Source organism: Vibrio sp. 1078-1 (assembly GCF_033340475.1).
The window spans coordinates 240,569-252,309 of record NZ_JAWOWM010000004.1 but is presented as its reverse complement, the minus strand read 5'-3'; the positions used below and the strand labels follow the sequence as shown (position 1 = coordinate 252,309).

The following is an 11,741-nucleotide window of genomic DNA, read 5'->3' as shown; positions in this document are numbered from 1 at the left end:
CTAGAAACGTTATACGCGACGTTTCTTAGGTGGACGACAACCGTTATGAGGGATTGGTGTAGCATCAACGATGTTTGTGATGCGGAAACCAGCGGCGTTTAGTGCACGAACAGTAGATTCGCGACCTGGACCAGGACCCTTAACCATAACTTCCAAGTTCTTTAGGCCGTATTCTTTAGCCATTTCAGCACAACGCTCAGCAGCAACCTGTGCAGCGAACGGAGTAGACTTACGAGAACCACGGAAACCAGAACCACCTGCAGTAGCCCATGCAAGAGCGTTACCTTGACGGTCAGTAATGGTTACGATTGTGTTATTGAAAGAAGCATGGATGTGCGCAACGCCATCTGCAACTTGCTTGCGTACGCGCTTACGAGCGCGAGTTGGTTGTTTAGCCATTGTACTCTACCTTCCCGATTATTTCTTGATCGGCTTACGCGGACCCTTACGGGTGCGAGCGTTGGTTTTAGTACGCTGTCCACGTAGTGGTAGACTGCGACGATGACGAAGACCACGGTAACAGCCAAGGTCCATAAGACGCTTGATGTTCATAGATACTTCACGACGTAGATCACCTTCTACAGTGTACTTAGCTACACCATCACGCAGTTGATCGATCTGCTCTTCAGTTAGTTCACTGATCTTAACATTTTCAGCAATACCCACTTCAGCTAGGATAGCTTGAGAGCGAGTTTTACCGATGCCGTAGATCGCTGTTAGAGCGATTACTGCATGTTTCTGATCAGGAATGTTAATGCCTGCTATACGGGCCATTATTCACTCCTAAGTGTTTCTATAAAAGAATTAGCCGCAGCAAAGCCCGTTATGGATACGCTGCGGAATACTACTTCTTTTGCACGCAAAAGGTAGGCCGAGGAATATACTCGACCCAACCTTCATTTTCAAGTAAAAATTTCTGCTAATTAGCCTTGGCGCTGTTTGTGCTTTGGCTCACTGCAAATCACGCGAACGACACCGTTACGCTTGATTACTTTACAGTTACGGCAGATTTTTTTAACGGAAGCACGAACTTTCATTGCTAAACTCCGTAAATGAAACTGAGTCTACCGCCGGATTAACGGCCGTAGCCTTTCAGATTCGCTTTCTTCAACACAGAATCATACTGTTGAGACATCAGATGAGTCTGTACCTGTGCCATAAAGTCCATAATTACAACAACTACGATTAGTAGCGATGTACCGCCGAAGTAGAAACGTACGTTCCACGCGACCATCATGAACTCGGGAATCAGACAGATAAAGGTAATGTACAGTGCACCAGCAAGGGTTAAACGTGTCATTACTTTATCAATGTATTTCGCTGTCTGCTCACCTGGGCGGATACCGGGTACGAATGCACCAGACTTCTTCAAGTTATCTGCTGTTTCACGCGGGTTGAAAACCAACGCCGTGTAGAAGAAACAGAAGAAGATAATTGCTGCTGCATAAAGCATTACATACAACGGTTGACCAGGGCTAAGAGCCAAAGACACGTCAGTTAACCAACCGAACGCGCTGCTCTCACCGTTTTGACCAAACCACTGAGCCAATGTTCCTGGGAACAAGATAATACTTGATGCAAAAATCGCTGGAATTACACCTGCCATGTTAATTTTAAGAGGCAAGTGCGAGCTTTGCGCAGCAAACACTTTACGACCCTGTTGACGTTTCGCATAGTTAACGACGATTCGGCGTTGACCACGTTCCATGAAAACAACGAAGTAAATTACTGCAAAAGCTAATACCGCGATTAGCAACAGAAGAAGTACATGCAATTCACCTTGACGCGCTTGCTCGATTGTTTGACCGATTGCAGAAGGCAATCCAGCAACAATACCTGCAAAAATCAGTATCGAAATACCGTTACCAATTCCGCGCTCTGTAATTTGTTCACCTAACCACATCAAGAACATGGTACCGGTTACTAAACTTACGGTAGCAATTAGCGTAAACATGGTTTGGTTGATAACAACCAGATTGTCGACCATGTTTGGTAGGCCAGTTGCAATACCTATAGCTTGGAAGGTTGCAAGTACAAGCGTGCCGTAGCGTGTGTATTGGCTTATCTTACGACGGCCTGCTTCACCCTCTTTTTTGAGTTCAGCTAACGCTGGATGAACTACAGTTAGCAATTGGACAACAATAGATGCCGAAATATACGGCATGATGCCCAATGCTAATATAGATGCACGCTCAAGAGCACCACCGGAGAACATGTTAAACATTTCAACGATGGTACCTTTTTGCTGTTCGAACAAATCGGCAAGTACAGCAGCGTCAATACCAGGAATCGGCACAAAAGAGCCGGCTCGGAATACTAAAAGTGCACCAATTACGAATAACAAGCGCGACTTTAGTTCACTTAAGCCGCTCTGAGCACTACGAAAATCTTGTCCTGGTTTCTTAGCCATCTGTACCTCGTTCCTCGAGATTATTCCTCGATTTTACCGCCTGCAGCTTCGATTGCAGCTTTAGCGCCTTTAGTCACACGTAGACCTTTAACAGTCACTGCTTTGTTGATTTCACCAGAAAGAACAACTTTTACAAATTCGATGTTCTTAGTGATGATGTTAGCAGCTTTAAGACTGTTTAGATCAACTACGTCACCAGAAACTTTCGCTAGCTCAGCTAGACGAACTTCAGCAGACACTAGGCTCTTACGAGAAGTGAAACCGAATTTTGGTAGACGTTGTTTCAGAGGCATCTGACCGCCTTCGAAACCTGGACGAACACTGCCGCCAGAACGTGATTTTTGACCTTTGTGACCACGGCCACCAGTTTTACCTAGGCCTGAACCGATACCACGACCTACTCGCTTCGCAGAAGTTTTCGCGCCAGCAGCCGGTGCTAGAGTATTCAAACGCATTCTGATTACTCCTCAACTTTAACCATGTAGTAAACCTTGTTGATCATACCGCGAATACACGGAGTATCTTCAAGTTCTACTGTGTGGTTGATTTTACGAAGACCTAGACCGCGCAAAGTAGCTTTGTGCTTTGGCAGACGACCAATTGAGCTTTTAGTTTGAGTTACTTTAATAGTTGCCATGGTGTTCTTACTCCGAAATAGATTCAACAGTTAGACCACGTTTAGCAGCAACCATTTCTGGTGACTTCATGCTACCTAGTGCATCGATCGTTGCACGAACGATGTTGATAGGGTTCGTAGAACCGTACGCTTTAGATAGTACGTTGTGTACACCAGCAACTTCTAGTACTGCACGCATCGCACCACCTGCGATAACACCAGTACCTTCTGCAGCAGGCTGCATGTAAACTTTAGAGCCCGAATGGCGACCTTTCACTGGGTGGTGAAGAGTGCCTTCGTTTAGAGCGATCGTAGTCATGTTACGACGCGCTTTTTCCATTGCTTTTTGAATCGCTGCAGGTACTTCACGAGCTTTGCCGTAACCGAAACCTACACGACCGTTACCGTCACCAACTACTGTTAGTGCAGTGAAGCTCATGATTCGACCACCTTTAACCGTTTTAGAAACACGGTTAACTGCGATTAGCTTTTCTTGCAAATCATTCGCTTGAACTTGTTGTTCTTTAGCCATCTTCCAACCCTACCTTAGAATTTCAGACCAGCTTCGCGAGCAGATTCTGCTAGCGCCGCTACTCGACCGTGGTATTGGAAACCAGAACGATCAAATGCAACTGCAGTTACGCCCTTCTCTAGAGCGCGCTCAGCAATAGCTTTACCCACTGCTTTAGCTGCATCAACGTTACCAGTGTATTTCACTTGCTCACGGATCGCTTTTTCTACAGTAGAAGCTGCTGCGATAACCTCAGAGCCGTTAGCCGCGATAACCTGTGCGTACACGTGACGAGGAGTACGGTGTACAACTAGGCGAGTCGCACCCAGTTCTGCAATCTTACGACGTGCACGTGTAGCACGACGGATGCGAGATGCTTTCTTATCCATAGTGTTACCTTACTTCTTCTTAGCTTCTTTAGTACGCACATTTTCATCTGCGTAACGAACACCTTTGCCTTTGTATGGCTCAGGCTCACGGTAAGAACGAATGTCAGCCGCAACTTGACCAACTAGTTGCTTGTCAGCACCAGTGATCACGATTTCAGTTTGGCTTGGACATTCAGCTTTAATACCCGCTGGCAACTCGTGCTCAACTGGGTGTGAGAAGCCTAGTGTTAGACCTACAGCGTTGCCTTTGATAGCAGCACGGTAACCTACACCTTTAAGAGTTAGCTTCTTAGTAAAGCCTTCAGTAACACCAACAACCATGTTGTTAACTAGAGCGCGAGCAGTACCTGCTTGAGCCCATGCGTTAGCAACACCTTCTTTAGGACCGAAAGTCAGGTTATTTTCTTCCTGAGCGATTACAACTGCGTTGTTAAGAACGCGAGTTAGTTCGCCTTTCGCACCTTTTACAGTGATTTCTTGGCCGTTTAGTTTCACCTCTACGCCAGCTGGAATAGCGACAGGTGCTTTTGCAACACGAGACATAGTCTACTCCTTATTAAGCTACGTAAGCGATGATTTCACCACCAAGACCTGCTTTACGTGCAGCGCGGTCTGACATAAGACCCTTGGAAGTAGAAACGATAGCAATACCAAGACCACCCATTACAGAAGGAAGTTCATCTTTCTTCTTGTAAACACGTAGACCTGGACGAGAAACACGTTTAAGTTGCTCGATTACTGGTTTAGCTTGGAAGTACTTAAGTGTAACTTCTAGCTCAGGTTTTGCTTCGCCTTCAACAGCGAAGTCAACGATGTAACCTTCAGCTTTTAGTAGTGCAGCAATTGCAACTTTAAGCTTTGAAGAAGGCATTTTTACAGCAACTTTGTTTGCTGCCTGACCGTTACGAACGCGGGTCAGCATATCCGAAATCGGATCTTGCATGCTCATATGATTTACTCCAAATGATTAAGTGGCAATTACCAGCTAGCCTTACGAAGACCCGGAATCTCGCCTTTCATGCAAGCTTCACGAACCTTAATACGGCTTAGACCGAACTTACGTAGGTAACCGTGTGGACGACCAGTTTGGTTGCAACGGTTGCGCTGACGTGATGCACTTGAATCACGTGGAAGAGATTGCAGTGTAAGAACCGCGTTCCAACGATCTTCTTCAGATGCGTTTACATCGCTGATGATAGCTTTTAGCGCTGCACGCTTTTCAGCGAACTTAGCTACTAGCTTCGCACGTTTTGCTTCACGTGCTTTCATTGAATTTTTAGCCATAACAGTAACCCTTCACCTTACTTACGGAATGGGAAGTTAAAGGCAGCCAGCAGAGCACGGCCTTCCTCATCAGTACCAGCAGACGTCGTAATAGTGATGTCTAGACCGCGTACTCGATCAACTTTATCAAAGTCGATTTCCGGGAAGATGATTTGCTCGCGAACGCCCATGCTGTAGTTACCGCGACCGTCAAAAGACTTAGCGCTAACACCACGGAAGTCACGTACACGTGGAAGAGCGATGTTAATTAAACGCTCAAGAAAATCCCACATACGTTCGCCACGCAAGGTTACTTTACAACCGATAGGGTAGCCTTCACGGATTTTGAAACCTGCAACAGATTTGCGCGCTTTTGTGATAAGTGGCTTTTGACCAGAGATCGTTGCCATATCAGACGCTGCATTTTCTAGCAGTTTCTTATCGTTGATTGCTTCACCAACACCCATGTTTAGGGTGATTTTCTCGATTCTAGGGACTTGCATGACGCTTGTGTAACCGAACTGTTTGGTCAGTTCAGCGACTACAGACGACTTGTAGTAATCATGCAGTTTCGCCATAGTAGAACTCCAAATTACTTCTATTAGTTAGAAACGGTTTCGCCGTTAGACTTGAAGAAACGAACTTTTTTGCCGTCTTCAAAACGGAAACCGATACGGTCAGCTTTACCAGTAGCTGCGTTAAAGATAGCCACGTTAGAAACGTCGATAGCTGCTTCTTGCTCTACGATACCGCCTTGGATACCCATAGCTGGAACAGGTTTCTGATGTTTCTTAACTAGGTTGATACCTTCAACGATAACTTTACCAGTTGCTAGAACCTTAGTTACTTTACCTTTCTTGCCTTTGTCTTTACCAGCAAGAACGATTACTTCGTCATTACGACGGATTTTAGCTGCCATTTCTACGTGCTCCTTACAGAACTTCTGGAGCCAGTGAAACGATCTTCATGAACTTATCGCCACGAAGTTCGCGTGTCACAGGACCAAAGATACGTGTACCGATTGGTTGCTCAGTATTGTCGTTTAGCAATACGCAAGCATTTCGGTCGAAGCGAATGACAGAACCGTCAGGACGACGTACGCCTTTACGGGTGCGCACTACCACCGCCTTCAGAACATCACCTTTTTTAACTTTACCGCGAGGGATTGCTTCCTTCACAGTAACTTTGATGACGTCACCGATATGTGCATAACGGCGGTGAGAGCCACCCAGAACCTTAATACACATTACGCTGCGTGCGCCTGAGTTATCAGCTGCGTCCAGCATACTTTGCATTTGGATCATGTTAGTGCTCCGCTAAATATTAATAACTAGACCCATCACGGGTCGGGCTGCCTCTTTAAAAGGGACGCGAATTGTACCACCCTTTTTTGTGATTGGGTAGTCAAAAAATAAACGGCTCCAAAAATATTTTGGAGCCGCTTTAGTTTCATAGAATTAACGAGATTAAATCTTCGCCTTTTCTAGAACTTTTACCAAAGTCCAAGACTTAGTCTTAGACAGTGGACGACACTCTGCGATTTCAACTGTGTCGCCTAGGCCACACTCGTTGTTCTCGTCATGTGCGTGTACTTTAGTCGTACGTTTTACGTATTTACCGTAGATTGGGTGTTTTACGAAACGTTCGATAGCAACAGTGATAGACTTGTCCATCTTGTCGCTAACAACACGACCTTGTTGAGTACGTTTTACTTCGCTCATTATGCGCCTGCCTTCTCAGTCAAAACAGTTTTCACACGTGCGATATCACGGCGTACAGCTTTCAGAGTATGAGTTTGCTGTAGTTGACCAGTCGCAGCTTGCATGCGCAAGTTGAACTGTTCGCGTAGCAAATTCATTAGCTCAGCGTTAAGCTCTTCAACGCTTTTCTCGCGTAGATCTTGTGCTTTCATCACATCACCTGCTTAGTTACAAATGTAGTTTTGAAAGGCAGTTTACGTGCCGCAAGACGGAACGCTTCACGTGCCAATTCTTCAGGTACACCACCCATTTCGTACATAACCTTACCAGGTTGGATTTGGGCTACCCAGTACTCAACGTTACCTTTACCCTTACCTTGACGAACTTCAAGTGGTTTTTCTGTGATTGGTTTGTCTGGGAACACACGGATCCAGATTTTACCTTGACGCTTAACGTGACGTGTCATTGCACGACGTGCCGCTTCGATTTGACGAGCAGTTAGACGACCACGGCCAACAGCTTTAAGACCGAATTCGCCGAAGCTTACATCAGTACCTTTAGCTAGACCACGGTTACGACCAGTCTGAACCTTACGGAACTTAGTACGTTTAGGTTGTAGCATCTGTCGACTCCTTACTTACGGCCTTTACGCTGCTTCTTAGGCTTGTCGCCTTTAGGCTCTACAGCGTTAGCTGCTGGCATACCACCTAGGATTTCACCTTTGAAGATCCAAGTTTTAATGCCGATCACACCGTATTGAGTGTGAGCCGAAGAAGTTGCGTAATCAATGTCAGCACGTAGAGTGTGTAGAGGCACACGGCCTTCACGGTACCACTCTGAACGTGCGATTTCAGCGCCGCCTAGACGACCGCTTACTTCCACTTTGATACCTTTAGCGCCTAGGCGCATTGCGTTTTGTACTGCGCGCTTCATAGCACGACGGAACATAACACGACGCTCTAGCTGAGACGCGATGCTGTCACCAACAAGTTGCGCATCTAGTTCAGGCTTACGTACTTCAGCGATGTTAATTTGCGCTGGTACACCTGCAATTTTAGCTACAGCTGCGCGTAGCTTCTCAACGTCTTCACCTTTCTTACCGATAACAACGCCTGGACGAGCAGTGTGAATAGTCACACGGATGCTCTTAGCAGGACGCTCGATAACGATACGTGATAGAGACGCTTTTTTCAGTTCACTTGTAAGGAACTGACGTACCTTGAAGTCGCCGTCTAGGTTGTCAGCGAAATCTTTGGTGTTAGCAAACCATGTAGCATTCCAAGGCTTAACGATGCCTAGACGAATACCATTTGGATGTACTTTTTGACCCATTGCTTACTCTCCTAGTCTCTAGCGATCTGCTACAACAACAGTGATGTGGCTTGAACGCTTCAAGATACGATCCGCACGACCTTTAGCACGAGGCATAATACGCTTCATGGTTGGGCCTTCATCTACAAAGATTTTTGCGACATTCAGATCGTCAATATCTGCACCTTCGTTGTGCTCCGCGTTAGCGATAGCAGACTCTAGAACTTTCTTAACTAGTGCAGCAGCTTTTTTGTTGCTGAACGTTAGGATTTCTAGAGCTTGGTCAACAGATTTACCACGGATTAGATCCGCAACTAAGCGAGCTTTCTGAGGCGAAATGCGAGCAAAGTTATGTTTAGCAATTGCTTCCATTATCTACTCCTTAGCGCTTCTTAGCTTTCTTATCCGCAGCGTGACCGCGGTAAGTACGTGTTGGTGCGAATTCACCCAGTTTGTGACCGATCATTTCATCAGTTACAAATACTGGTACGTGCTGACGACCATTATGGACAGCGATGGTCAAACCGATCATCGTAGGGATGATCATTGAACGACGGGACCAAGTCTTAATAGGCTTTTTGTCTCCGCTTTCCACCGCTTTCTCTACCTTCTTCAGCAAGTGTAGGTCAATAAAAGGACCTTTCTTGAGAGAACGTGGCATGGCGATTCCTCTTTATATAGATTACTTGTTACGACGACGTACGATGTACTTGTCAGTGCGTTTGTTCTTACGAGTCTTGAAGCCTTTAGTAGGCATACCCCAAGGAGATACTGGGTGACGACCACCAGAAGTACGACCTTCACCACCACCATGTGGGTGGTCAATCGGGTTCATTACAACACCACGAACCGTTGGACGGATACCGCGATGACGTGATGCACCTGCTTTACCAAGTTCACGTAGCATGTGCTCAGAGTTACCAACTTCACCGATTGTTGCACGGCCTTCAGAAAGAACTTTGCGCATCTCGCCAGAACGTAGACGGATAGTTACGTACGCACCGTCGCGAGCAACGATTTGAGCGTAAGCACCAGCCGAACGAGCTAGCTGACCACCTTTACCAGGCTTAAGTTCAACGTTATGTACTGTTGAACCTACTGGGATATTACGCATTGGTAGAGTGTTACCAGCTTTGATTGGTGCATCAACACCAGACTGAATAACATCACCAGCTACAACACCTTTAGGTGCTAGGATGTAGCGACGCTCACCGTCTTTGTAAAGAACTAGAGCAATGTTTGCGCTACGGTTTGGATCGTATTCAAGACGCTCAACTGTCGCTGGAATACCATCTTTAGTACGTTTGAAGTCAACTACACGGTAGTGGTGCTTGTGACCACCGCCGATGTGACGTACTGTGATACGACCCTTGTTGTTACGACCACCGTTCTTAGAGTTTTTCTCTAGAAGAGGTGCGTATGGCTTGCCCTTGTGTAGGTCAGCGTTAACAACTTTAACAACGTGACGACGACCAGGGGAAGTCGGCTTACATTTAACAATAGCCATTTTTAACTACTCCTGTTATTCCGCGCCGCCAACGAAGTCAAGATCTTGACCTTCTTTCAAAGTAACGTACGCTTTCTTAACGTCGCTGCGGCGACCTTGGCGTAGACCTTGACGTTTGGTCTTACCCTTAGTGATAAGAGTATTTACAGACTTAACTTCAACTTCAAATAGCTTTTCTACAGCTGCTTTGATCTCTTTTTTAGTCGCATCTTTAGCTACTTTGAAAACGATAGTGTTCGCTTTCTCAGCTGCCATAGTTGCTTTTTCAGAGATGTGCGGTGCACGTAGAACTTTTAGGATACGCTCTTCAGTGATCATGCTAGCATTTCCTCTACTTGCTTAACTGCTTCTGCAGTCATTACAACTTTGTCAAACGCGATTAGAGATACTGGATCGATACCAGCAACATCACGTGCGTCAACTTTGTATAGGTTACGAGCAGCTAGGAATAGATTCTCATCTACTTCGCTAGTCACGATTAGAGCGTCAGTTAGCTCAAGCTCTTTAAGCTTAGCAACTAGCTCTTTAGTCTTTGGTGCTTCAACTGAGAAGTTATCAACAACGATTAGACGCTCTTGACGAACAAGCTCAGAAAGAATGCTCTTCATAGCACCACGGTACATTTTTTTGTTTACTTTTTGGCTGTGATCTTGTGGTTTCGCAGCAAAAGTAACACCACCTGTACGCCAGATTGGGCTACGGATTGTACCAGCACGCGCACGGCCAGTACCTTTTTGACGCCATGGCTTAGCGCCACCGCCAGAAACTTCTGAACGTGTTTTTTGAGCACGAGTACCTTGACGAGCACCTGCTGCGTACGCAACAACTACTTGGTGTACAAGAGCTTCGTTAAACTCACGTCCGAAAGTAGTTTCGGAAACAGTTAGTGCATCGGCACCTTTAACCATTAGTTCCATTACTTACTCCTGAGACGTTATGCTTTAACAGCTGGTTTAACGATCACGTTGCCGCCAGTTGCGCCTGGGACTGCACCTTTAATAAGAAGCAGGTTGCGCTCAGCGTCAACACGTACGATCTCTAGGTTTTGAGTCGTTACACGCTCAGCACCCATGTGACCTGCCATTTTCTTGCCTTTAAATACGCGACCTGGAGTCTGACATTGACCGATAGAACCAGGAGCACGGTGAGACAATGAGTTACCGTGAGTCATATCTTGAGTACGGAAGTTCCAACGCTTAACAGCGCCTTGGAAACCTTTACCCTTAGATGTACCAGTAACGTCTACTTTCTTAGTTTCGTTGAATAGTTCAACAGTTAGTTCTGAACCAACTTCGAACTCTTCGCCGTTTTCTAAACGGAATTCCCAAAGACCGCGACCAGCTTCAACGCCAGCTTTAGCAAAGTGACCTGCTTCAGCTTTGTTTACGCGGTTAGCTTTCTTAGAACCAGCTGTAACCTGGATTGCTGCGTAGCCGTCAGTTTCAAGAGTTTTCACTTGAGAAACACGGTTAGCTTCAACCTCAACAACTGTTACTGGGATAGAAACGCCTTCTTCAGTAAATACGCGGGTCATGCCCACTTTACGACCGATTAGACCAATCATACTTCTAATCTCCCTTAACCTAGGCTAATTTGAACGTCAACGCCCGCAGCAAGGTCTAGACGCATTAGAGCATCAACAGTCTTGTCTGTTGGCTCAACGATGTCGATTAGACGCTTGTGAGTACGGATTTCGTACTGGTCACGTGCTTTCTTGTTAACGTGTGGAGAGATAAGAACTGTGAAACGCTCTTTACGAGTTGGCAGTGGGATTGGACCACGAACCTGTGCGCCAGTGCGCTTAGCTGTTTCAACGATTTCCGCTGTAGAAGCATCGATTAGTTTGTAATCGAAAGCTTTTAGGCGGATACGGATACGTTGGTTCTGCATGAGACAGAGCTCCAAATTTAATAAATTACACAAACAATATCGCCACTCAAACTCGTCGAGACGAGAGAATGCCGATTGATTTATGTGAAACCGTAGCATCCAAGATTAGGACGCATTGTCAGTTAATTTTCGATTAACTATCCC

General features: G+C 45.9%; 25 protein-coding genes. All 25 read right to left on the bottom strand.

Annotation, left to right across the window (positions count from 1 at the left end):
• Positions 1–9: 9 nt before the first annotated feature.
• Positions 10–399, bottom strand: a complete 390-nt coding sequence (rpsK, locus tag R7190_RS11100; RefSeq protein ID WP_001118870.1) for a 30S ribosomal protein S11 — start codon at positions 397–399, stop codon at positions 10–12.
• 18 nt (positions 400–417) lie between these two features.
• A complete protein-coding gene (gene rpsM / locus R7190_RS11095) occupies positions 418–774 on the bottom strand; it encodes a 30S ribosomal protein S13 (protein ID WP_005383154.1) in 357 nt (118 codons plus the stop codon).
• Positions 775–923: 149 nt separating this feature from the next.
• Positions 924–1,037: a 50S ribosomal protein L36 gene (gene rpmJ / locus R7190_RS11090; RefSeq protein WP_000868186.1), complete on the bottom strand. Its 114-nt coding sequence runs from the start codon at positions 1,035–1,037 to the stop codon at positions 924–926.
• A gap of 38 nt (positions 1,038–1,075) precedes the next feature.
• Positions 1,076–2,410 (bottom strand): preprotein translocase subunit SecY, encoded by a 1,335-nt coding sequence (gene secY / locus R7190_RS11085; RefSeq protein WP_005379562.1) that lies wholly within the window; start codon positions 2,408–2,410, stop codon positions 1,076–1,078.
• 20 nt (positions 2,411–2,430) lie between these two features.
• The gene (gene rplO / locus R7190_RS11080; RefSeq protein ID WP_005383155.1) at positions 2,431–2,865 is read right to left on the bottom strand and encodes a 50S ribosomal protein L15; all 435 of its coding nucleotides are present in this window, start codon (positions 2,863–2,865) and stop codon (positions 2,431–2,433) included.
• 5 nt (positions 2,866–2,870) lie between these two features.
• A complete protein-coding gene (gene rpmD, locus R7190_RS11075) occupies positions 2,871–3,047 on the bottom strand; it encodes a 50S ribosomal protein L30 (protein ID WP_005379565.1) in 177 nt (58 codons plus the stop codon).
• A 7-nt stretch (positions 3,048–3,054) separates the two neighbouring features.
• Positions 3,055–3,558: a 30S ribosomal protein S5 gene (gene rpsE / locus R7190_RS11070; RefSeq protein WP_004745894.1), complete on the bottom strand. Its 504-nt coding sequence runs from the start codon at positions 3,556–3,558 to the stop codon at positions 3,055–3,057.
• A gap of 14 nt (positions 3,559–3,572) precedes the next feature.
• Complete coding sequence (gene rplR, locus R7190_RS11065; RefSeq protein ID WP_005379568.1) at positions 3,573–3,926, bottom strand: 50S ribosomal protein L18; 354 nt, start codon at positions 3,924–3,926, stop codon at positions 3,573–3,575.
• Positions 3,927–3,935: 9 nt separating this feature from the next.
• The gene (rplF, locus tag R7190_RS11060; protein ID WP_005379570.1) at positions 3,936–4,469 is read right to left on the bottom strand and encodes a 50S ribosomal protein L6; all 534 of its coding nucleotides are present in this window, start codon (positions 4,467–4,469) and stop codon (positions 3,936–3,938) included.
• Between the two features lie 13 nt (positions 4,470–4,482).
• Positions 4,483–4,875: a 30S ribosomal protein S8 gene (rpsH, locus tag R7190_RS11055; protein ID WP_005379572.1), complete on the bottom strand. Its 393-nt coding sequence runs from the start codon at positions 4,873–4,875 to the stop codon at positions 4,483–4,485.
• A gap of 29 nt (positions 4,876–4,904) precedes the next feature.
• Positions 4,905–5,210: a 30S ribosomal protein S14 gene (gene rpsN, locus R7190_RS11050; RefSeq protein ID WP_004410442.1), complete on the bottom strand. Its 306-nt coding sequence runs from the start codon at positions 5,208–5,210 to the stop codon at positions 4,905–4,907.
• 17 nt (positions 5,211–5,227) lie between these two features.
• Positions 5,228–5,767 carry a 50S ribosomal protein L5 gene (gene rplE, locus R7190_RS11045; RefSeq protein WP_005379573.1) on the bottom strand — a complete coding sequence of 180 codons (540 nt, stop codon included), beginning with the start codon at positions 5,765–5,767 and terminating at the stop codon, positions 5,228–5,230.
• 23 nt (positions 5,768–5,790) lie between these two features.
• Positions 5,791–6,108, bottom strand: coding sequence for a 50S ribosomal protein L24 (gene rplX, locus R7190_RS11040; protein ID WP_005379574.1), 318 nt, complete (start codon positions 6,106–6,108; stop codon positions 5,791–5,793).
• 13 nt (positions 6,109–6,121) lie between these two features.
• Positions 6,122–6,493 (bottom strand): 50S ribosomal protein L14, encoded by a 372-nt coding sequence (gene rplN / locus R7190_RS11035; RefSeq protein ID WP_004410450.1) that lies wholly within the window; start codon positions 6,491–6,493, stop codon positions 6,122–6,124.
• Between the two features lie 162 nt (positions 6,494–6,655).
• Entirely contained in the window at positions 6,656–6,910 is a 255-nt protein-coding gene (rpsQ, locus tag R7190_RS11030; RefSeq protein WP_005379575.1) for a 30S ribosomal protein S17, read from the bottom strand.
• Positions 6,910–7,101 carry a 50S ribosomal protein L29 gene (gene rpmC / locus R7190_RS11025; RefSeq protein WP_005379576.1) on the bottom strand — a complete coding sequence of 64 codons (192 nt, stop codon included), beginning with the start codon at positions 7,099–7,101 and terminating at the stop codon, positions 6,910–6,912. The genes rpsQ and rpmC overlap by 1 nt, the downstream gene beginning before the upstream one ends.
• Positions 7,101–7,511, bottom strand: a complete 411-nt coding sequence (gene rplP, locus R7190_RS11020; RefSeq protein WP_005379577.1) for a 50S ribosomal protein L16 — start codon at positions 7,509–7,511, stop codon at positions 7,101–7,103. Before rplP ends, rpmC begins: the two co-directional genes overlap by 1 nt.
• A gap of 11 nt (positions 7,512–7,522) precedes the next feature.
• Positions 7,523–8,221, bottom strand: coding sequence for a 30S ribosomal protein S3 (gene rpsC, locus R7190_RS11015; RefSeq protein ID WP_005383161.1), 699 nt, complete (start codon positions 8,219–8,221; stop codon positions 7,523–7,525).
• An 18-nt stretch (positions 8,222–8,239) separates the two neighbouring features.
• On the bottom strand, positions 8,240–8,572 hold the full coding sequence (gene rplV / locus R7190_RS11010; protein WP_005383164.1) for a 50S ribosomal protein L22: 333 nt from the start codon (positions 8,570–8,572) through the stop codon (positions 8,240–8,242).
• Between the two features lie 10 nt (positions 8,573–8,582).
• Positions 8,583–8,861 carry a 30S ribosomal protein S19 gene (rpsS, locus tag R7190_RS11005; RefSeq protein WP_004394525.1) on the bottom strand — a complete coding sequence of 93 codons (279 nt, stop codon included), beginning with the start codon at positions 8,859–8,861 and terminating at the stop codon, positions 8,583–8,585.
• Between the two features lie 21 nt (positions 8,862–8,882).
• On the bottom strand, positions 8,883–9,707 hold the full coding sequence (gene rplB / locus R7190_RS11000) for a 50S ribosomal protein L2 (protein WP_005383168.1): 825 nt from the start codon (positions 9,705–9,707) through the stop codon (positions 8,883–8,885).
• Between the two features lie 15 nt (positions 9,708–9,722).
• The gene (gene rplW, locus R7190_RS10995) at positions 9,723–10,025 is read right to left on the bottom strand and encodes a 50S ribosomal protein L23 (RefSeq protein ID WP_004398471.1); all 303 of its coding nucleotides are present in this window, start codon (positions 10,023–10,025) and stop codon (positions 9,723–9,725) included.
• Positions 10,022–10,624: a 50S ribosomal protein L4 gene (gene rplD, locus R7190_RS10990; protein ID WP_005379556.1), complete on the bottom strand. Its 603-nt coding sequence runs from the start codon at positions 10,622–10,624 to the stop codon at positions 10,022–10,024. The genes rplW and rplD overlap by 4 nt, the downstream gene beginning before the upstream one ends.
• A 17-nt stretch (positions 10,625–10,641) precedes the next feature.
• Complete coding sequence (gene rplC, locus R7190_RS10985; RefSeq protein WP_005379555.1) at positions 10,642–11,271, bottom strand: 50S ribosomal protein L3; 630 nt, start codon at positions 11,269–11,271, stop codon at positions 10,642–10,644.
• A gap of 14 nt (positions 11,272–11,285) precedes the next feature.
• On the bottom strand, positions 11,286–11,597 hold the full coding sequence (gene rpsJ, locus R7190_RS10980; RefSeq protein ID WP_004410492.1) for a 30S ribosomal protein S10: 312 nt from the start codon (positions 11,595–11,597) through the stop codon (positions 11,286–11,288).
• Between the last annotated feature and the right edge of the window lie 144 nt (positions 11,598–11,741).